The 18,633-nt window shown below is 56.0% G+C and carries 17 protein-coding genes; 6 read left to right on the top strand and 11 right to left on the bottom strand.

Annotation, left to right across the window (positions count from 1 at the left end; all coding sequences use genetic code 11):
* A complete protein-coding gene (locus ABVF61_RS15430) occupies nt 1-2,433 on the top strand; it encodes a GcvT family protein (RefSeq protein ID WP_353994428.1) in 2,433 nt (810 codons plus the stop codon).
* Between the two features lie 184 nt (nt 2,434-2,617).
* Here ABVF61_RS15430 and ABVF61_RS15425 read toward each other — a convergent pair whose 3' ends face one another.
* From ABVF61_RS15425 to ABVF61_RS15375, 11 genes are all read right to left on the bottom strand, one after another.
* Complete coding sequence (locus tag ABVF61_RS15425; RefSeq protein ID WP_353994427.1) at nt 2,618-3,562, bottom strand: peptidoglycan-binding domain-containing protein; 945 nt, start codon at nt 3,560-3,562, stop codon at nt 2,618-2,620.
* Nucleotides 3,563-4,060: 498 nt separating this feature from the next.
* Nucleotides 4,061-5,044, bottom strand: coding sequence for a type II secretion system F family protein (locus ABVF61_RS15420; RefSeq protein WP_353994426.1), 984 nt, complete (start codon nt 5,042-5,044; stop codon nt 4,061-4,063).
* A gap of 9 nt (nt 5,045-5,053) precedes the next feature.
* Nucleotides 5,054-6,073, bottom strand: a complete 1,020-nt coding sequence (locus ABVF61_RS15415; RefSeq protein WP_353994425.1) for a type II secretion system F family protein — start codon at nt 6,071-6,073, stop codon at nt 5,054-5,056.
* Between the two features lie 7 nt (nt 6,074-6,080).
* A complete protein-coding gene (locus ABVF61_RS15410; RefSeq protein ID WP_353994424.1) occupies nt 6,081-7,604 on the bottom strand; it encodes a TadA family conjugal transfer-associated ATPase in 1,524 nt (507 codons plus the stop codon).
* 30 nt (nt 7,605-7,634) lie between these two features.
* The gene (locus tag ABVF61_RS15405) at nt 7,635-8,942 is read right to left on the bottom strand and encodes a CpaE/TadZ family protein (RefSeq protein ID WP_353994423.1); all 1,308 of its coding nucleotides are present in this window, start codon (nt 8,940-8,942) and stop codon (nt 7,635-7,637) included.
* Nucleotides 8,943-8,950: 8 nt separating this feature from the next.
* A complete protein-coding gene (locus tag ABVF61_RS15400; RefSeq protein ID WP_353994422.1) occupies nt 8,951-9,664 on the bottom strand; it encodes a CpaD family pilus assembly protein in 714 nt (237 codons plus the stop codon).
* A gap of 10 nt (nt 9,665-9,674) precedes the next feature.
* Nucleotides 9,675-11,084 carry a type II and III secretion system protein family protein gene (locus ABVF61_RS15395; protein ID WP_353994421.1) on the bottom strand — a complete coding sequence of 470 codons (1,410 nt, stop codon included), beginning with the start codon at nt 11,082-11,084 and terminating at the stop codon, nt 9,675-9,677.
* A gap of 38 nt (nt 11,085-11,122) precedes the next feature.
* Entirely contained in the window at nt 11,123-11,890 is a 768-nt protein-coding gene (gene cpaB, locus ABVF61_RS15390) for a Flp pilus assembly protein CpaB (RefSeq protein ID WP_353994420.1), read from the bottom strand.
* Between the two features lie 334 nt (nt 11,891-12,224).
* Nucleotides 12,225-12,548, bottom strand: coding sequence for a hypothetical protein (locus ABVF61_RS15385; protein ID WP_353994419.1), 324 nt, complete (start codon nt 12,546-12,548; stop codon nt 12,225-12,227).
* 398 nt (nt 12,549-12,946) lie between these two features.
* The gene (locus ABVF61_RS15380) at nt 12,947-13,462 is read right to left on the bottom strand and encodes an A24 family peptidase (RefSeq protein WP_353994418.1); all 516 of its coding nucleotides are present in this window, start codon (nt 13,460-13,462) and stop codon (nt 12,947-12,949) included.
* A 138-nt stretch (nt 13,463-13,600) separates the two neighbouring features.
* Nucleotides 13,601-13,777 carry a Flp family type IVb pilin gene (locus ABVF61_RS15375; protein ID WP_299475171.1) on the bottom strand — a complete coding sequence of 59 codons (177 nt, stop codon included), beginning with the start codon at nt 13,775-13,777 and terminating at the stop codon, nt 13,601-13,603.
* A 607-nt stretch (nt 13,778-14,384) separates the two neighbouring features.
* Here ABVF61_RS15375 and ABVF61_RS15370 point away from each other — a divergent pair.
* The 5 genes from ABVF61_RS15370 (at nt 14,385) to ABVF61_RS15350 (ending at nt 18,631) form a co-directional block, all read left to right on the top strand.
* The gene (locus tag ABVF61_RS15370; RefSeq protein WP_353994417.1) at nt 14,385-14,762 is read left to right on the top strand and encodes a pilus assembly protein N-terminal domain-containing protein; all 378 of its coding nucleotides are present in this window, start codon (nt 14,385-14,387) and stop codon (nt 14,760-14,762) included.
* 23 nt (nt 14,763-14,785) lie between these two features.
* Nucleotides 14,786-15,340 carry a TadE/TadG family type IV pilus assembly protein gene (locus tag ABVF61_RS15365; protein ID WP_353994416.1) on the top strand — a complete coding sequence of 185 codons (555 nt, stop codon included), beginning with the start codon at nt 14,786-14,788 and terminating at the stop codon, nt 15,338-15,340.
* 16 nt (nt 15,341-15,356) lie between these two features.
* Nucleotides 15,357-15,938 carry a TadE/TadG family type IV pilus assembly protein gene (locus tag ABVF61_RS15360; RefSeq protein ID WP_353994415.1) on the top strand — a complete coding sequence of 194 codons (582 nt, stop codon included), beginning with the start codon at nt 15,357-15,359 and terminating at the stop codon, nt 15,936-15,938.
* 114 nt (nt 15,939-16,052) lie between these two features.
* The gene (locus ABVF61_RS15355) at nt 16,053-17,465 is read left to right on the top strand and encodes a bifunctional enoyl-CoA hydratase/phosphate acetyltransferase (RefSeq protein WP_353994414.1); all 1,413 of its coding nucleotides are present in this window, start codon (nt 16,053-16,055) and stop codon (nt 17,463-17,465) included.
* A 2-nt stretch (nt 17,466-17,467) separates the two neighbouring features.
* Nucleotides 17,468-18,631: an acetate/propionate family kinase gene (locus ABVF61_RS15350; protein WP_353996436.1), complete on the top strand. Its 1,164-nt coding sequence runs from the start codon at nt 17,468-17,470 to the stop codon at nt 18,629-18,631.
* The last annotated feature ends 2 nt before the right edge of the window (nt 18,632-18,633 follow it).

The raw sequence follows: 18,633 nt of genomic DNA, 5'->3' as shown, positions 1-18,633 counted from the left end.
ATGACGCTGCCTTCCTCTTCGAAAATCATCATTGTCGGCGGCGGTATCGTCGGGTGTTCAACGGCCTACCATCTGGCGCAGATGGGTCACGAAGTTCTGCTCCTGGAAAAGGCGGCCCTGACATCCGGGTCGACCTGGCACGCTGCTGGTCTGGTCGGTCAGCTGCGTTCCAGTGCCAATATCACCCAGCTTCTGGGATATTCGATCTCGCTTTACGACCGGCTGGAAGCCGAAACCGGTCAGGCGACCGGTTGGAAGATGAATGGTGGCCTGCGTCTTGCCTGCAATGAAGAGCGCTGGACAGAAGTCAGGCGTCAGGCGACGACGGCACATAGTTTCGGTCTCGACATGCAGTTGCTGTCATCAAAGGAGGCCCAGGATCTGTGGCCGCTGATGGACATCGGCGACGTCGTCGGTGCTGCCTATCTGCCGACGGACGGTCAGGCGAGCCCGTCCGATATCACCCAGGCGCTTGCCAAGGGAGCGCGGGCGGGTGGCGCGAAGTTGCTCGAAAACACGCCGGTCCTTGAGATCCTCACTGACCGTGGAAAGATGACCGGCGTGCGAACTGCGCAAGGCGACATTTCCTGTGAGAAACTGGTTCTGTGCTGCGGGCAATGGACCAGAGAGCTTGCCGCAACCATCGGTGTCACCGTGCCGCTCGTGTCTGTCGAGCACCAGTACATGATCACGGAAGCCTTTGACGTCCCGTCCAGTCTGCCGACGCTGCGCGATCCTGACCGGCTGACCTACTACAAGGAGGAAGTCGGCGGCCTTATCATGGGCGGATATGAGCCGAACGGCATTCCCTGGGCAATCAACGGTGTCCCGGACCCGTTCGACTATCAGCTTCTGGCCAGCAATTTCGATCATTTCGAGCAATTGATGGAACTGTCTTTGCCGCGCGTTCCCGCATTGGAAAAAGTCGGCATCAAGCAACTTGTCAACGGACCGGAAAGCTTCACGCCTGACGGTAACTTCATTTTGGGCGAAGCGCCGGAAATGGCGAATGTCTTCGTTGGCGCAGGATTCAACGCGTTCGGCATTGCATCTGGCGGCGGCGCGGGAATGGCGCTGGCCGAATGGGTTGCCAAAGGTGAACCTCCCTATGACCTCTGGCCGGTCGATATCCGCCGGTTCGGACGGCCGCACACCGACACGGACTGGGTCAGAACCCGCACGCTCGAAGCCTATGGCAAGCACTACACAATGGCCTGGCCGTCAGAGGAACACGACAGCGGCAGGCCCTGCCGCCGATCGCCACTCTATGACCGTCTGAAAAATGCCGGAGCCGTATTTGGAGAAAAACTGGGCTGGGAACGGCCGAACTGGTTCGCCGAAGCCGGGGAAGAAGCGCGCGACATCTACACGTTCGAACGCCCGAACTGGCACGGCCCGGTCGGGCGGGAACACAAGGCGGCCCGTGAAGCCGCAGCTCTCTTTGACCAGACTTCGTTCGCAAAGTTCATTCTGAAAGGACCGGATGCCGAAGCTGCCTTGAGCTGGGTCGCGTCCAATCGCGTCGATAAGCCGGTCGGCTCGGTTATCTATACGCAAATGCTGAATGACCGCGGCGGCATCGAGTGCGACTTGACCTGTGTGCGCACATCACTCGATGAGTACTACATCGTCACCGGAACGGGCTTTGCAACGCATGACTTCGACTGGATCAGGCGGAACATCCCCGATGGTCTGGATGCTCAGCTTGTCGATATCACGTCCTCAAATTCTGTCCTGTCACTGTTCGGACCGAAGGCGCGCGACATTCTTTCTGCATGTACGCGGGCCGACCTTGGCAACGATGCATTTCCGTTTGCGCAGGCACAGCGGATCGGTATTGCCGGTTGTCCTGTTCGCGCGCTCCGCATCACGTATGTCGGCGAGCTCGGTTGGGAGCTACATCTGCCAACGGAATATGCCCAGACAGTTTATGACGCCTTGCACGAGGACGGGAAACAGTTCGGCCTGCGCAACGCCGGTTACCGCGCCATAGAGACCTTGCGCCTTGAAAAGGGATACCGCGCCTGGGGGGCGGATATCGGGCCCGACCATACGCCGGACGAGGCCGGACTTGGTTGGGCCGTCAAGATGAAATCCGATACCGACTTCAAGGGACGCAGCGCCATCGAGCAGCAGCGCCGGAATGGCTTGAAAAAGATGCTCGCAACCTTCACGACCGACCGCAACGTTATCCTCTATGGCCGGGAAACGATCTACCGTAACGGAGAAAGATGCGGCTGGTTGAGTTCAGGCGGCTACGGCCACACGCTCGGCAAGAGCATTGGGATGGGGTACGTCCGGCATCCGGAAAGCGTTACAAGAGAGTATGTGCTTTCTGCCGATTATGAACTTGAAGTCGGAACGGAACGCGTCAGGGCCGACGTCACACTTTCTCCGCTTTACGATCCCCAAATGGAACGGATCAAGACCTGAGAACGGCACCTGTCAGCCGATGGTCGCGCGCAGAGACTTTTCCGTCTCCGGTCGGGAAGTTTTCCGATCGACAGGCGATCTTGCCTCACTCACAGAGATCAAAGACCGGTTTCCGGCTTCACAAACCAGACTGCGCGCACCCTTTTTACAATTCGATCCAGCCCCGGCCAAGTAACTGAACGCGTTACAGGAAGTCTCCTGTGACGAGCAAATGCGAGAATGCGATAAGTTCGTTGGCGCCCTTTCCAAAGGCTTCAAAAGTTGTCAATTTCCGACCTTTGGAATGCAGCACTATGTCTCCTTTGGGAGAGACTTCGGCCCATGGTGTGGTGAATCCCGACATGTCTCCGAACTGCATGCCAAATCCGGCGCGTACCGGTCTGTTCAGGTGCCGGGCTATGTTGACCATTTGCTGCGTGCCCTTGCCGCGGGCAATTTCACTGGGTTCAACGATCCAGGCATCGGAGTCGCTTTTCGGTTTTACCGGGGTGGCAAACGCGCAGGCGAAGATCCAGACGATCCCACTCCCGGCCAGTCTTGGCTTTATGTCCCGGAAAAAGGAAAGATTGTCACCGAGGCGGAACTTCAGGTCACCAAATGAAACAATACCTATGCCACTTCCATGTGAATTGAGAACCAGGTCCTCAATCAGCAGATTTTCTTCCTCAAGCTCCGAACGCACAAGGGAGGCCGTCTCCCTGCCCCTGCCTTTTGGCACTTCGACATGGTGGCATTGACTGGCAGCATGCTGGCTGCCATTCATGTTCTTGGACGGCGCATCGTAACTGTGGATATACAGATGTCCCCGCTGCCTCGGTGCTACGGTCTTGGACGCTTCCGCCTGCGACGCCTGGCTCTCGATTGCGGCCGGCATCGGTTCTCCAAACAATGCCGACCAGGTTTGAGGGCCCACGATCCCATCTACCGTCAATCCGTTGTTTTTTTGAAACTCCATGACACGTGCGCGCGTGTTCTTCCCGAATTTTCCGTCGACAACAAGCGTGGCCTGAAGCGTAAAGCCAAGGACTGTGGCTACGCCCTCGTAATGCGCTGCGGTGATTGCATTCAGGCGTTCCTGCAGTTCGACAACATGTTGTCCGGAATGACCTCGTTTTATGTGTGTTGGCATCGAAAGCTCACTGAAAATTATTGACTTTTTAAAGTTGAAAAGCCGTTCGACAATTCGACGGCGGAGAGCTGGAATTCGCATTCGCTCGCTGTATCGGCTGATTTTAGAACCAAGGAAAAACGCACGACAGCTATGAAATTCCATAGCGTTTGCGACATCTGCTCACCAAAAGCTTGACTGTCCAGGTCTTCAGCAAGGTTTCCCGCCACGCATGAAGTAGGAATGTGTGCATCAAAATGATTGTTTGCTTTGCAGACATGTCTTGAGGTTCGGTACCTCCTTGAGGTCTAGATTGGCGCTCCAGCGATGACCGCCCGGGCGTATCAGTTCTGCAACATCTGATCCCGATTGGCAGCGAAACAGGTCGTATATCCTGTGCGAGCCAACGATTGCGTAGCTTCAAGAAGGCCGGCGCCGGTTGCCTGCTTTAAAACAAAACACCCCGCCGAGACGACATCTCGCGGCGGGGCGTTCTTTTTCCAGATTGTGCGCAGCGTTCTAGAAGCTGTCGAGCTCCATAACCTGCATGACGGCCGGGCTCATGATGATGAAGAACAGCACCGGCAGGAAGAAAATGATCATCGGAACCGTCAGTTTTGGCGGAAGCGATGCTGCCTTTTGCTCCGCGAACAGCATACGCTGCTCACGGGTATCGTCGGCCATTGTGCGGATCGCAGTGCCGACAGGCGTACCGTATCGCTCGGCCTGAACAAGCGCCATCATGACGTTTTTCACGCCGTCCACACCCGTACGTTTGGCGAGATTTTCATAGGCGGAGCGCCGTTCGCTCAGATAGGACAGCTCGGCGGTTGTCAGCGAAAGTTCCTCCGCCAGGTCGACAGACTGCACGCCGACTTCCTCGGCGACCTTCTGAAACGCTCCCTCGATGGACATGCCGGATTCAACACAGATCAGCATCAGGTCGAGTGCGTCCGGCCAGGCACGCTGAATATTGAGCTTGCGCTTGTCGATCTTGTTCTTAAGGAAGAGGTTCGGCACGAAAGCGCCAATACCGGCAACGACAAGGCAGATACAGACCTTGGTGAGCGTCGGCAGCAGATCCGGGATCACAACAAAGGAATAGAACAGCGACAGGACCAGCAGCACCAGCGGCAAGGCGATGCGCGCGGTCAGGTAATAGTAAAGGGGCGCGGTGCCGCGATAGCCGGCCATACGCAGCTTTTCGGTCGTGCTCTCGTCAGACAGCATCTCTTTCAGATTGAGCTGGTCGACCAGGCTCTTCATCTGCGCCTTGGGCTGGTTGCGCAGTGAAGCGCGCGCATCCTGCTGCTGGTTCGCCTGCATACGTGCGCGCTCTTTCGCTCGTAGCTTGTCGCGTTCAAGCGCAACCGACTTCATGCGGGTCTTGAGCGTGTCGCGCGACAGGATCGGTGCGACGAGAGAAAAAATCGTGCCGGTCACTGCGACCATGGCAAGCAGCCCGGCAAGAAACTGACTGGATGCAATCGTTTCGAGATCCATGCCGCCCCCTTAGAAGTCGAAGTTGATCATATGGCGCATGACCATGATGCCGATGAACATCCAGAACAGGCAGCCGCCGATGATGATGTTGCCGCCGGTCGTCGTGAACAGCAGGCTGATGTAATCAGGCGCGATAAGGTAGATGATGCCGCCGACGCCGAACGGCATCGCGCCAATAATCATCGCCGAGGATTTTGCTTCCGAACTCAGCGCCTTGATCTTGCCTTTCAGCGACTTGCGGCCACGAAGAACCTTGGAGAGGTTTCCAAGCGCTTCAGCGAGGCCACCACCGGCCTTTTGCTGAATGGCCACCACGATCGCGAAGAAGTTGGCTTCCGGGACGGGCACCCGTTCCGGCAATTTTGCGACGGCTTCCGACAGCGAAACACCCATCACCTGAGTTTCGGTAATCTTGCGGAACTCTGTCGCGACCGGCTCGCGGGATTCGCGGGCAACGACCTTGATACAATCAGCCAGCGGAAGGCCCGCCTTCACACCGCGCACGATGATATCGACGCCATTGGGCAGCTCATCCAGGAACATGTTGAACCGGCGCTTGCGCTTGTTGCCGACATACCAGCGCGGAAATCCGAGCGCACCGGCGAACCCGGCCGCCAGCGTAATCCAGATGTTGCCGCTTGCGAAAAATCCGACAATCAGAAAGATCAGGCACGAGATAATACTGAAAATGACGAAATGCTTCATTTCCCAGCCAAGTCCCGCCTGCTCCATCTTGATTTTCAGAGAAACTTTCTGCTGCCGATGGTGCTTGGCTTTCTGCCTGTCTTCGAAATCCTTGAGCTGGTCCTGGATCGACTTCTTGCGCCGGTCATTGTCACGGATCTGCTTGCGCTGTTTTTCGTTCTGCGGACGGGCGGCAACCGCCATCATCCGCTGATCGCGCCGCTTGGTGCCCGAAAGCGTCGGCTGGAACAGGCTGAAAATAATGCCACCAACGGCGAACATCACCAGGACCGCAACAGCAATCCCGGTCATTTGTGGCGTTAGAAAGTCTTCAAGTCCGGACATCGGCTTCTCATTCCCCTACATAATCGGGCAATTCGGCGGCATCGAGCGCTTGAGCCAGACGCGATTCTTCACCGAAGTAACGTGCACGCTCCCAGAACCTCGGCCGGCCGATCCCAGTCGACCTGTGACGGCCGATAATCCGGCCATTCGGATCTTCACCGACGATGTCGTAGAGGAAGACATCCTGAGTGGTGATAATGTCGCCTTCCATGCCCATCACCTCGGTCACGTGCGTTATGCGGCGTGAACCGTCGCGAAGACGGGCGGCCTGAACGACAACATCGATAGACGACACGATCATTTCGCGCAGCGTTCTTGAGGGCAGCGAGAAACCGCCCATGGTGATCATGGATTCAAGCCTGGAAAGGGCCTCGCGCGGTGAGTTGGCGTGAAGCGTTCCCATGGAACCGTCGTGGCCTGTGTTCATGGCCTGAAGCAAGTCGAATGCTTCCGGGCCACGCACCTCGCCCACGATAATGCGTTCAGGGCGCATACGCAGACAGTTCTTGACGAGGTCACGCATCGTGATCTCACCCTCGCCTTCCAGGTTGGGAGGGCGGGTTTCCAGCCGGACAACATGCGGCTGCTGCAGCTGCAGTTCCGCTGAGTCTTCGCAGGTGATGATACGCTCGGTGCTTTCGATATAGGCCGTCAGACAGTTGAGCAGCGTTGTCTTACCCGAACCCGTACCGCCGGAGATCAGCACGTTACAGCGCGAACGGCCGATGATCTGAAGGATCGTTGCGCCTTCCGGCGTGATCGAGCCGAATTTGGTCAGTTGGTCAAGCGTAAGCTTGTCTTTCTTAAACTTACGAATTGTGAGTGCCGGGCCATCGATCGAAAGCGGCGGCGCAATCACGTTCACACGAGAACCGTCTGGCAAACGCGCGTCACATATCGGGCTGGCATCATCGACCCGGCGGCCGACCTGGCTCACGATACGCTGACAGATGTTCATCAGCTGGGCATTGTCGCGGAAGTTTACCCCCGTTTGTTCGACCTTACCCGCCGTCTCGATGTAGACCGTGTGCGCGCCGTTGACCATGATGTCGGCGATGTCGTCGCGGGCCAGAAGCGGCTCCAGCGGTCCATAGCCCAGAACATCGTTACAAATGTCCTCAAGCAGGTCTTCCTGCTCGGCGATGGACATGATGACATTCTTGAGCGCAATGATGTCGTTGACGACATCGCGGATTTCGTCACGCGCGTCCTCGGCATCAAGACGTGCGAGCTGAGACAGGTCAATCGCTTCAACGAGCGCGTTGAAGATTTGAGCCTTGGTCTCGTAGTACTCGTTATTCTTCTTTCGAGGTGCGGGCGCCTTGGCCTTCGGTTCCGGCGCTGGTGCGGGCGCAGGGTCCGGCGCGGGTGCCGCAGCCTTTTCACTTTCCGCGGGAGCTGGAGGTGCTTCCTTTTCCACGGTCGGTGCCGGAGCTTCAGCCGGTGCAGGTGTTTCCTGCGCCCCTCCCGGAATGCCTCCCGGTTGGATATTCTGAGATCCAGGCGATGAGTTGCCGCGTCTTCCAAACATAGCGATCTTTCAGCTCCGCTTATGAACCAGTCAGCCGGACTTGCGTGTCAGTTTTGAGAACAAGCCGCCAAGGGGAGAGCGCACAACCTTTGCCGGCTGCACTTTGCCCGAGATTGCATTCGCAAGGTCGTCAAACACCCGTGCTACCGCATGCTTGCCGTCCATCTCACTGATCATTTGTCCGTTGTTCGCCGCGGTGCCGAAGAGCTGCGGCTCGAAGGGGATCGATGCCTGCACGGTCAGGCCAAGAGCACCTGCAAATTCCTCCGGCTTGATTTCCGGACGTTTCGGCACGTTGACCTTGTTCATGACCAGGTGCGGCGGCCGATCGTTCGGACGCAACTGTTTCAGCATGTCGACCGCGTTTTTCGCGTTGCGCAGGTTCGCAAGATCGGGCTCGGCGACAAGCACGATTTCGTCCACGTTCAACAGCGTGTTCTTCACCCAGGCGTTCCAGGTGTGCGGCACGTCCAGCACCACGTTCGGAACCGTCGCCCGCATGGTTTCGAACAGCAACTCGAAGGACTTCTCGCTGTGATCGTATGTCCGCTCAAGCGTTGCCGGCGCTGCCAGAAGGCTCAAGTGCTCGTTGCACTTGGACAGGATCCGGTCGAGATACGTTTCGTCGAGACGGTCCGGCGATGAAATCGCTTCGAAGACACCCTGCAGGGGGTCCTGATTGTAGTCCAGGCCCGCAGTTCCGAAAGGCAGGTCGAGATCGGTGATGACGACCTCGCTTTGAAAGTTCCTGCCGAGCGCCCAGGCGCTGTTGTGCGCGATCGTCGACGAACCGCAACCGCCCTTGATGCCGAAGAAGGCAATCGTGCGTCCGAGCGGCTCTGCTTCGGGGTCGCTGTAGAGTTCGGCAATCGCACCGATCAGCTGGTAGACGTTGACGGGTGCGATCAGATATTCGCTTACGCCTCGAGCGATGAGATCGCGGTAAAGCGATACATCGTTCATGTTTCCGATCACGATCACTTTGGTGCCCGCGTCACAGTATTCGGCAAGCTGATCGAGACTGTTGAGAAGCTCTTCGCGTTGTCCGTTTGATTCCACCATAACCAGGTTCGGTGTCGGCGCCTGCGCGAAGACATCGATCGCGGCGGGAATACCACCCATGTCGAGTTTCAGATGCGCCTTGGACATCCGGCGGTCTTCCATGGCCGTTTCGGCGACCCGCATCGTCGCATCCGTCAGGCAGAAACCGTGAACCGTGATGCGTGGAACGGAACCAACGTTCGCCGTTTCCCCGGTTCCTGCGTACTCGTGTTCAGCAGGTTCCGACATAGGATCGAGATAGCCCGGCGTATCCTTCAATTCTGCGTTCGTGCTCATTCTTCCACCTATTCTGAGACTTCTGCCCCAACACCTTCAGTGAACGTGCCAGCTGTGGTTTGGCCTTTGCGATAGTTCTCGATGACGACCGCGCGACGTGCCTGATCGGAGGGTCCCGAGGCCCGGGGTGTGATCAGGTCGGACGGATTGGCAACCATTGCGGCCAGATTTGACTGCGTTGCACAGCCGAAGTTCTCGTATTCGGTGTTTTCGCCGATACCGCCGCCAATGTTCCTCGGCCATGCGCCGCAAGGGCCAGCCGTTGCCTGCATAGCCGAATAGGAGAGCCTGATCGGCGCTTCGGCCTTGGGATCCTGTACGGCATATGTGCGGGTCGAAATCTTCGATCTGCTAAGGCCACCGCGTTGCAGGGCGTGCTTGATATCACCGGTAACCGCATGAACGGCTGCTTCATTTGCACCGCCTGAGGGCACCAGAATTTCGACCGCTCCATTGCCGTTCCGGCGGGAGTCCACCGCAAAGGCCGTGATCGTGCCTTCGATCGGACCGTGGAGATTGCGTGTGTTCTGGCCGATCGGCAGATCCAGCGTCTCCGGTTCCTCGGTGATGACAATCGGGTGTCTGTAGCGATAGTCATGCGAGGCGAGCAGTTCCGCGTTGCTCTGGGTCTTGTTCTGGCACCCGACCATAACCAGACATCCGGCAATCACGAGTGCGGATTTGGATACGGCAGATATCCGGACTGTTTTCTTCGTCTTCATCCGTCCGTCCTCACTTGTAGATAAAACCGACTTGGCCATGGTATTCACCCTCAACCATGTCGCCCGCAGGGTTGTAGATCTTGTTCAGCCGGTTCAGGAAAATGCTCTCCGCATCCGAAGGGGGAATGAGGTTCTTGTCCGGACGAACAAGCTTCTTCATTGCCTGGGGACGGACGACGTAAGGCGTCACGAACACTGCCAGTTCCGTCTGATCCCGCAGGAAGTCGCGGCTCTTGAACAAAGCTCCGAGGATCGGGATCTGCATCAGGCCGGGAATACCCTCCATGGATTGCTGATAGGATTCCTGCAGCAATCCGGCCATCACCAGCGTGCCGCCCGAGGGCAGTTCCACTGTTGATTCGGCCCGGCGGACTTTCAGCGCCGAGATCGTGATCCCGCCTGCGCTGACCGCGCCTTCGTTGCTGAGCTCGCTGACCTCGGTAAGCACCCTGAGGCTGATCCGTCCTTCAGACAGCACCACTGGTGTAAAGTCGAGACCGACACCGAACTTCTTGAACTCCACGCTGACCGTGTTGTCATCCTGAGCAATCGGGATCGGGAATTCGCCACCAGCCAGGAAGCTGGCGTTTTCGCCCGAAATTGCCGTCAGCGTCGGTTCTGCAAGCGTCCGGATGACACCTTCGCGCTGCAACGCCTGAACCTGAGCTGTGATTGACGCGGCGCCGCTTGCAAACGAGATCTCTCCAATCGCCTGATTGACAATGGAAGGATTCACATTGAAGCCAGGCGTATTCTGGAAAGAGGGTGTGAAGTTGCCCGTTCCGACGGAACCGCTGAATTGAACACCCAGCTGTTTGATGATCGAGCGTTCGACCTCCGCGACGGTCACCTTGAGGTGCACCTGATCCTTGCCTTGAACCGAGATCAGATTGACCACTTCGGTCGCGCTGCCGGCACCCTGGAATTTTGCAGCGATGTCAGCGGCCTGCTGTGATTCCAGCGTGCTTCTCGCCGTTCCGCTCAGGATAACGTTTCCGTTGACCGATTCTGCCTTGATGTTGGAGCCCGGTATCAGCTTGCGAATGATCCTGGCCAGATCCGACGTGTCGCTCTCGACACGAATGTCGAAGCTCGCCAGTTCACGACCGCTTCGGCTGAAGAGAACCAGTCTCCCCTGGCCGGCCGTGTTCCCGAGAACGAAGATCCTGCGCGGCGTTCTGAGCACCGCATCCGCGATCTCGGGATTGGAGATCAAAACGTCCGCTGCATCTTCCGCCAGATTGATGACCACCGACCTGCCGATGCCGACATTCAGGATCCTGCCGCTTGCACGCTCACCGGCGGCGACGTGAACCTGGCTGGGGAAGTTGCTCTGCGCCAGTGAGGACGGAGCTGACATCCCAAAGGACGTTGCCACGATTGCAGCTGCTGCTGCGAGTTTTAAGAGATAGTTTTTCATCGCGCCCCTCATGCTGGACGTTCTCGTCAGATCCGGTTTCATGGCGCAACTGACTTGCTGGTGATGCCGTATTTCACGTAACTCACATCGTTTCGGCGGCTGTCGTCTTGGGCAGCGTCATCTGCCGAATCCTGTGCACTGCGCAAAGCGAGTGAAATCGTTCCGGTCTGTTGTGCCTGAGCGACGAGTTCCGATTCCGCCAAGGTCAGTTCCAAGGTGGCGGTTTTCTTCGGAGACAGGTTTTTCTGGTCCTGTTCTCCAGCCGTCGTCGCGTCGATTGCCAACACGCGTTTGTTTTCAAGGATTGTTTCACTGTAGGCAGTGTCGTCGAATGTGCGTGTCAGGATCAGGTCAACCTTGTCTCCCGGCAGAATGAAGCCGCCGGCGGTTGTCTCCTCTTCCACGCTCACCGCGATGGCCCGCTTGCCCTTCGGAAGAATGGCAGCCATGAAGCCCTTGTCGGTGGTAATCAAACGTTCCGGCCTGATTGGCTCACCGGCGAAGATGGGGGCCTTGGCGATTCGCCCCGCGAACTCTTCACCCGCGGCAGGATCAGACGACTTTGTCACCGATCCGCGCGGAAGAGCGTCTTCCGGCCAATCAGCCCAATCAAAGTTTTCCCGGGTCAGCTTGCCGCCCAGTGGAATATCCACTTCTGCAACAAGAACCTGAACTTTCTTTGTTTCCGGTGCCGCCTGGACGATTTGCGGGGCTGGCTCTCCGCCTCCCGACAACATGACCATGCGAAATGCCAGCAACCCTGCCACCACCGCGACCGCCAGTACTAAGATTCGAGCGAATTTCATGACAAAAACCCAATGATCCTGTGCGCCGATGCGTTTCTTCAGCATAGAATGACGGGTAATTGGTCAAAACATGGTTAACCAGGAGTAGAAGTTTTTGGTTAATTTTCGTTAACTTTACTGAAAGCCTTCCGAATTGCCTTTCAATTTGCGAAAATCGAGACTTCATTCGCTTGATACATTGAAGCACATACGTGTTTCTAGGCGCAGAACGCGGATCACTTTTAAAGAAGTCAAAGTGGCAATCGGCAACTCGAGTGGGCCATCAGTGCTCGCTTTTAAGATTCCACCGGGTCAATCGCAGCTTGAAGAGCGAATCGTCAGATGGCGGCTTTTCCTACCGGCGGGCGAACAAGCTCGCCAAAAGGCATTGCTTTTCACGCGTCGCTAAGGAAAGGGATTTTCCGACACTGGCAGCGGCAAGACAATTGTCATGCCTGAAATCGGTATCCAGCGCCACGAGATCAATCAGCACTTCAAATATGTGATCGACTTCATCGCCGTCCGAATATTGATCGGCGAAACGCGTTTCCCACAGATTCTTATAAGGGCCGGGTAGAGACCCTTCTTTCTTAAGGTGAAAGTCTTTTCCGCCATCGCCACGATGCGGCCAGTGCCATTTCCGCCGGCTTCCCTGCCAAAACGCAGCGGCACTGTGCATCACTGTCTCATTGTCACTACAAACATAAGTGTCGAGTTCGTTCGACAGAGCAGCTGTGCGCGCCTTATTCGGTTGTGCAAATGCCTTGTTCTCGGAACAAATCAGCGTCCATACAGTTTTCACAAGGCGCGCAACCCAACTTTCTCCGTTTGGCATGTTCGTTACCAGCCGGCTTAGCGGCACTTGCCAAGACTGTTATACCCGATCGGGTGTTGCCTGGCTTGCGACATAGCAAGTCCGGCATCTCACGATTCGAACACATCGAGACTAAAGGGTCACGGCAGTAGGCGGACTGTCGTGCTTCCAATCGGGTATGTGTTTTCCTGAGAATGAGCTTGCAGCATCAACAAACCGCTTTTGATGCATTGAAGCGATCGTGACGCCTTTGTCCAATGGACCTAATAGGCCTGTGCGACCATTTTGAACCAGGAGGTCATCGGATAGACCTGCAACCCGGCAATCGCAATTGTAATGCCATATGGAATCCCGCTGCGCTGGTCATGCAGTTTCGCCAGCCATTCCTGACGCGCAAGCGTATCGGGGAGAACCACCATGTTCCTCATATAAAGGAGGCCAATGGTCAAAAACATGCCATAGAGAGAGGCAAGCAGGCTGAAAGCCATCAATTCCGGTGTAAATCCGATCCACAAGGATATTGCGGTCAGGAATTTTGCGTCGCCGCCGCCCATCCAACGGAAATACCAGCACACGAAGCAGAACGGGAATACCACGAGCGGCCCAAGCGCATGCATGCCCCAGGCTTCGAGCGGCAAACCTGTCGATAGCGAGAGAATTGCAAACCCGGCTATCAAAAGGATCGATACCCGGTTCTGGATCGTCATAGTCAGAAGATCAGACGCCCCGCCGAATGCGACGAGCATTGGAAACACGACAAGAAGTGCTGCTTCTAACATTGGGAACCCAACCACTTTTTCTAACGAGCCGACTATAGGAAAGACGGGTTAACGAAAGACAGACAGGTAAAAAAAAACGGGCAGTGATCTGCCCGTTTTCTTTGCAGCGCCGTTGCCGACGCTGCAATGCCAGCCGACTTACTTGACGGAATCGTCGAGCTTGGTCGCGATGGTGCTGAAAACGCTCGTCAGCGACGTACCTGCCAGAGAAACGGCAGCGATGATGACGATGGACAGCAGGCCAGCGATCAGGCCGTATTCGATTGCAGTTGCGCCAGATTCGTCTTTAGCGAAACGGTTCATAAGAGATTTCATGTTTTTGCTCCAAGTACCACTGAGTTGACAGCTTCAAGTTCGCCGGATCTTTTTTTAGTCCGTTCGAACATGAACTCACCCTAGGACAGAGAGCTTTCCAACCAGTTAAAGTGATCAAATGATTCCGGGCTAGTCGTGATTAGTTTAACTATAGTTAAAAAATGGTATAGATAAAAAACAGTTAACCGATCCAAAAGCACCAAGTAAAAACATAAACCTTTCTTAATTTTTATTTCTTCATCGACTTCTCGATATCTCCTCAGCTTCCAAAAAGCGCTTTTTGCAGAATATTATCGTTCTCATTATAATATATACTTTCAAATGCGCCCAAATCTCGGGCACTGCACCGCTCAAGATGCAACTCTTTCGGAACCATTTCGAAATTCAACTCAAAACAATTCGAAGCGCAAAAGCATTCCGATGCGCGCCGGTGTCAATTCTAATTTTCATCGCGTTAGCAGATCGTTCACCACGTTTGCGGCATGATCTCGAAAGAAATGACACTAATGGAGTATTCATAAGCATGTTTATGAACCTAATCAGATGGACTGGCGTGCTTGTGTTTGCAGTTCAAACAAGCATAGTGATGGCTCAAGATGGACCGGTGATGGTTACAGTAGACCGTGCCAAGATCTTCCGTATTGATGATGGCGCTTCTGCCGTTATCGTCGGAAATCCGTTCATCGCGGATGTTTCCATGTTTGACGACAATACGGTCGTGATCACCGGTAAGAGTTACGGCTCGACAAATCTCGTCATCCTGGACAAGGACAGCAAACCGATCGTCGACGAAGTTATCACGGTCCGTGCAGCGGAAGACGACGTCGTGGCCGTTTACCGCAATGCCGTTCGCTCATCCATGTCCTGCAGCCCGAACTGCGAACCGACAGTACGTCTCGGCGACGGCGTCGAAGCCTTCAACGAAGTCGCAGAACAGGCGAACTCCAGAAACTCCCTGGCCGCTGCCGCAGCAGGAGCCAACTAACCGTACTATGAAATGAGAGAACGATGAGTGGCAGAAGCTATTACCGCCGATTAATAGGCCGCAGGATACTCAGATCCTTTGTGAAGGATCGTGAAGGCGTTACTGCGGTCGAGTTTTCGATGATCGCTCTGCCATTCTTCATCATCGTTTTTGGGATCATGGAAATCGGGATCGCGATGTTCGTCAATCGCATGGTCGACAATTCCGTGATCAGCGCCTCCCGGCTTATCAGGACCGGTCAGCACGGCGGCATCTCGACAGTTGCCGAGTTTAAAGATGTCATTTGCGGTTACATGCCGTCCTTTATGTGTGACACCGACAGACTCACGGTCGATGTACAGCGGGTGGACGATTTTGCCGACGCGGCAGCGCAAGCCAGCCCGTATGACGAAGACGGCAATCTGAAGGACAATGACGACGACAATCTTTCCACGGGTGGCGCCGGGGACATAATGGTCGTCAAGGTCCTTTACCGATGGCCGATGATGACATCCGCTCTCAATCTTGCGCTCAATGACAACGGCACCGAACGCTATCTCACGTCAACAATGGTGTTCCGCAATGAACCCTGGGAATGATACCTGGAGACCGTCAATGACCACGAACAACACTCCTATTCGTGCCTTGAAAAGACTCCGCAGGGATGAAGATGGCGTATCCGCTGTAGAATTTGCGATGATCCTGCCGTTCATGTTCCTGCTTCTCATTGGCATGACGGAACTGGCCGAGGCCCTGAACCAGGACCGGAAAGTCAGCCGAATTGCCAACGCGATTGCCGACTTGGTGGCCCAGGAAGAAGCGGTTGAACGCAACGACCTCAACGATTTGCTCGATATCGGGGCGGAAATTCTCGCGCCCTATCCTGCCGATAATCTGCAGGTCATCGTTGCAAGCATAACATTCGATGAAGACGGCAACGCATCCGTTGACTGGAGCCGGGACTCAGCGGAATCAGCTCCCTGGACCGCGGGTGATGCTCCTCCAATTGCATTGCCAGCATCTGTCGCCGTTCCGAATACATCGGTTGTCGTCGGTCAGACGAACCTGACCTACACACCAAGTTTCACTGGTGTGTTCACGAATATGTTCGACTGGAGCCCCTCCGCTCTCGAACTGAGCGATACCTACTATCTGTCGCCACGGATCACGGGAACCGTCACCTGCGGCAACTGCTGAGTTCCGCGTAGGAACAGAATAATTACTCTCCCGTATTTGTATCGTCGCACAATCCGGGTACCCTCCTGAAATGCTGCATTGCAATATTGATTGTTCAGGTGGGACCCGTAACCGATGGCGACTAACAAGACTTACGACCAGATAGAAGTAGGCGATTCGGCGGAAATCGTGCGCGAATGCTCCAGCAATGACCTGCTGGTGTTCGCGCACGCATCGGGAAACCACAATCCAATTCATCTACCCGATACTGATTGGACCGGCGACGGCCAGGTCGACAAACCGGTGGCTCCAGCCATGTGGGTCGGCGGACTGGCATCAGCGGTACTCGGCAATATCCTCCCGGGGCCCGGGACCGTCTACAAGTCGCAGTCTTTCCGGTTTCTCGGCGCAGCTGCCGTCGGCGACCAGTTGCATGTCAGGGTGACTGCGACAGAAAAACAGCCGGACAATGTGATTGTCTTCGACCTCACGGTCACGCGGGGAGACGGCGTGCGGCTTGTCGAAGGCGTTGCCGAAGTGAAAGCACCGACCGAGAGCATCGAGTTCGATTCCAGCAATATCCCAGCTTTGCTTGTTCAACGGCACAGACATTTCAACAGAATGATCGAGCTGGCAAAGACTTTACCCGCACTACCGACTGCCGTTGCAGCGCCTGACGATCCCAATTCTCTCGAAGGCGCTTTGTTGGCCGCACGCGAGGGATTGATCCATCCGGTTCTGATCGGTGCGAAAGACCGTATTGAAGGTGCTGCCAAAGAACTGGACGAAGATATCAGCGCCTTCGAACTGATCGATATCGAAGACGAGATGGAAGCAGCCGGCCGCGCTGTCGCGATGGTGCATGAAGGCAAGGTCAAGGCGGTCATGAAAGGGCATTTGCACACGGACCACCTTCTGCATCACGTCGTCAAAAGAGACGGCGGATTACGCACAAAGCGACGTATCAGCCACGTATTCGTCATGGATATCCCCGGGCGCAAAACACCGGTTCTGATTTCAGACGCAGCTATCAACATCACGCCTGACCTCAATACCAAGGTCGACATCACGCAAAATGCCATCGAAGCGGCCTTGTCACTCGGCCTCGAAACACCGCGAGTTGGCATTCTGTCGGCAATCGAGACCGTCAATCCGGCGATCCCGTCCAGTCTTGATGCAGCTGTGCTGTCCAAAATGGCCGAAAGGGGACAGATTACCGGCGCGATTGTCGATGGTCCCCTGGCGATGGATAACGCCATTGATGTCCAGGCGGCACGTACGAAGGGCATAACGTCGCTTGTGGCCGGCCACGCGGAAGTGCTGATTGTTCCCAATCTGGAATCGGGAAACATGCTGGCAAAGGAACTCACCTTCATCGCTCACGCCGAAGCAGCCGGTCTGGTGATCGGAGCAAAGGTCCCGGTCATGCTGACGAGCCGCGCTGACGACGGCCGCGCCCGCCTGGCGTCCTGCGCGCTCGCACTGCTCTACATGCACTGGCAAGCGAACGGTTCTCCGGCAGGCATCCTGGACCGGGAGGCTAAATGAACATGGCTTCGGTCATTCTTGTCCTCAACACCGGTTCTTCTTCCATCAAATTTTCGCTTTACGACGGCACTAAAATTCAACTGACGGGACAGATTTCCGGTCTCGGGGCTGTTCCGACGATCGATCTCAAATCGCACATTTCTTCTACGCATATGGAGCGCCCACTCACTCCAAAAGAGGGGCAGGATCATCGCGCTGCGATCGCCGCCCTTTTGCGCGTCCTGGAAGAGGAACTTGACGGCTGCCACGTCGATGCCGTTGGGCATCGCGTTGTCCACGGCGGGACAAAATACACCGGCCCGGTGCGTATAACCGACGAGGTTCTCAATGAATTGGCAAGGCTTGAGCCGCTCGCACCGCTGCACCAGCCGCACAATCTCGCCGGGATCAGAGCGGCGCGTACGGCGTTTCCAGGTGCCTCGCAAACGGCCTGTTTCGACACATCCTTTCACCGTAATCATCCCTGGGTGAATGATACATTCGCCTTGCCCCGCAACCTTTATGATGAAGGCGTTCGGCGTTACGGCTTTCACGGCCTGTCTTACGAATATATCTGCGATTACCTCAAGGTTTCAGCACCTGATGTTTACGCGGGCAAGGTCATTGTCGCGCATCTGGGCAACGGCGCGTCCATGTGTGCTATTCGCGACGGCCAGAGCATCGGCTCAACGATGGGCTTCACCGCGCTCGACGGTCTGCCCATGGGGACACGATGCGGCCAGCTCGATCCGGGCGCCGTTTTGTATCTGCTCACCACCAAAGGCATGACGGCAGATGAAGTCTCGGATCTTCTCTACAAGGAATCCGGTCTCAAGGGCCTGTCAGGCATGACGCAGGACATGCGGACGCTGACGTTGAGCGACGACCCGAAGGCCGCGCAGGCGATCGACTATTATGTTTTCCGCGCCCGGCGGGAACTGGGCGCCATGGCCGCTGTCCTGAGCGGTGTGGACACATTCGTGTTCACAGGTGGCATCGGTGAAAACGCGGCAGGCATCAGGTCCAGGATTTGCGCAAGTCAGCACTGGCTCGGAATGGAGATTGACGAAAACAAGAATATCGCGAACGCGGTAGATATTTCGACGGAGACTTCCCGCATGAATGTCCTGGTCATACCGACAAACGAAGAGGAAATGATCCGCCGTCATACCGAAAACCTGATGTGATC

The organism is Roseibium sp. HPY-6, from assembly GCF_040530035.1.
Taxonomy (GTDB): Bacteria; Pseudomonadota; Alphaproteobacteria; order Rhizobiales; family Stappiaceae; genus Roseibium.
The sequence above is the reverse complement of the archived record's forward strand: the minus strand, read 5'-3'. Positions and strand labels throughout refer to the sequence as shown.

Coding starts and splice junctions, on each gene's coding strand:
- ABVF61_RS15370 (WP_353994417.1), top strand. CDS start 14,385: ATGGTTACAGTAGACCGTGCCAAGATCTTCCGTATTGATGATGGCGCT.
- ABVF61_RS15410 (WP_353994424.1), bottom strand. CDS start 7,604: ATGTTTGGAAGACGCGGCAACTCATCGCCTGGATCTCAGAATATCCAA.
- ABVF61_RS15425 (WP_353994427.1), bottom strand. CDS start 3,562: ATGCCAACACACATAAAACGAGGTCATTCCGGACAACATGTTGTCGAA.
- ABVF61_RS15400 (WP_353994422.1), bottom strand. CDS start 9,664: ATGAAGACGAAGAAAACAGTCCGGATATCTGCCGTATCCAAATCCGCA.
- ABVF61_RS15420 (WP_353994426.1), bottom strand. CDS start 5,044: ATGGATCTCGAAACGATTGCATCCAGTCAGTTTCTTGCCGGGCTGCTT.
- ABVF61_RS15350 (WP_353996436.1), top strand. CDS start 17,468: ATGGCTTCGGTCATTCTTGTCCTCAACACCGGTTCTTCTTCCATCAAA.
- ABVF61_RS15380 (WP_353994418.1), bottom strand. CDS start 13,462: ATGTTAGAAGCAGCACTTCTTGTCGTGTTTCCAATGCTCGTCGCATTC.
- ABVF61_RS15375 (WP_299475171.1), bottom strand. CDS start 13,777: ATGAAATCTCTTATGAACCGTTTCGCTAAAGACGAATCTGGCGCAACT.
- ABVF61_RS15395 (WP_353994421.1), bottom strand. CDS start 11,084: ATGAAAAACTATCTCTTAAAACTCGCAGCAGCAGCTGCAATCGTGGCA.
- ABVF61_RS15430 (WP_353994428.1), top strand. CDS start 1: ATGACGCTGCCTTCCTCTTCGAAAATCATCATTGTCGGCGGCGGTATC.
- ABVF61_RS15360 (WP_353994415.1), top strand. CDS start 15,357: ATGACCACGAACAACACTCCTATTCGTGCCTTGAAAAGACTCCGCAGG.
- ABVF61_RS15385 (WP_353994419.1), bottom strand. CDS start 12,548: ATGCACAGTGCCGCTGCGTTTTGGCAGGGAAGCCGGCGGAAATGGCAC.
- ABVF61_RS15415 (WP_353994425.1), bottom strand. CDS start 6,073: ATGTCCGGACTTGAAGACTTTCTAACGCCACAAATGACCGGGATTGCT.
- ABVF61_RS15355 (WP_353994414.1), top strand. CDS start 16,053: ATGGCGACTAACAAGACTTACGACCAGATAGAAGTAGGCGATTCGGCG.
- cpaB (WP_353994420.1), bottom strand. CDS start 11,890: ATGAAATTCGCTCGAATCTTAGTACTGGCGGTCGCGGTGGTGGCAGGG.
- ABVF61_RS15405 (WP_353994423.1), bottom strand. CDS start 8,942: ATGAGCACGAACGCAGAATTGAAGGATACGCCGGGCTATCTCGATCCT.
- ABVF61_RS15365 (WP_353994416.1), top strand. CDS start 14,786: ATGAGTGGCAGAAGCTATTACCGCCGATTAATAGGCCGCAGGATACTC.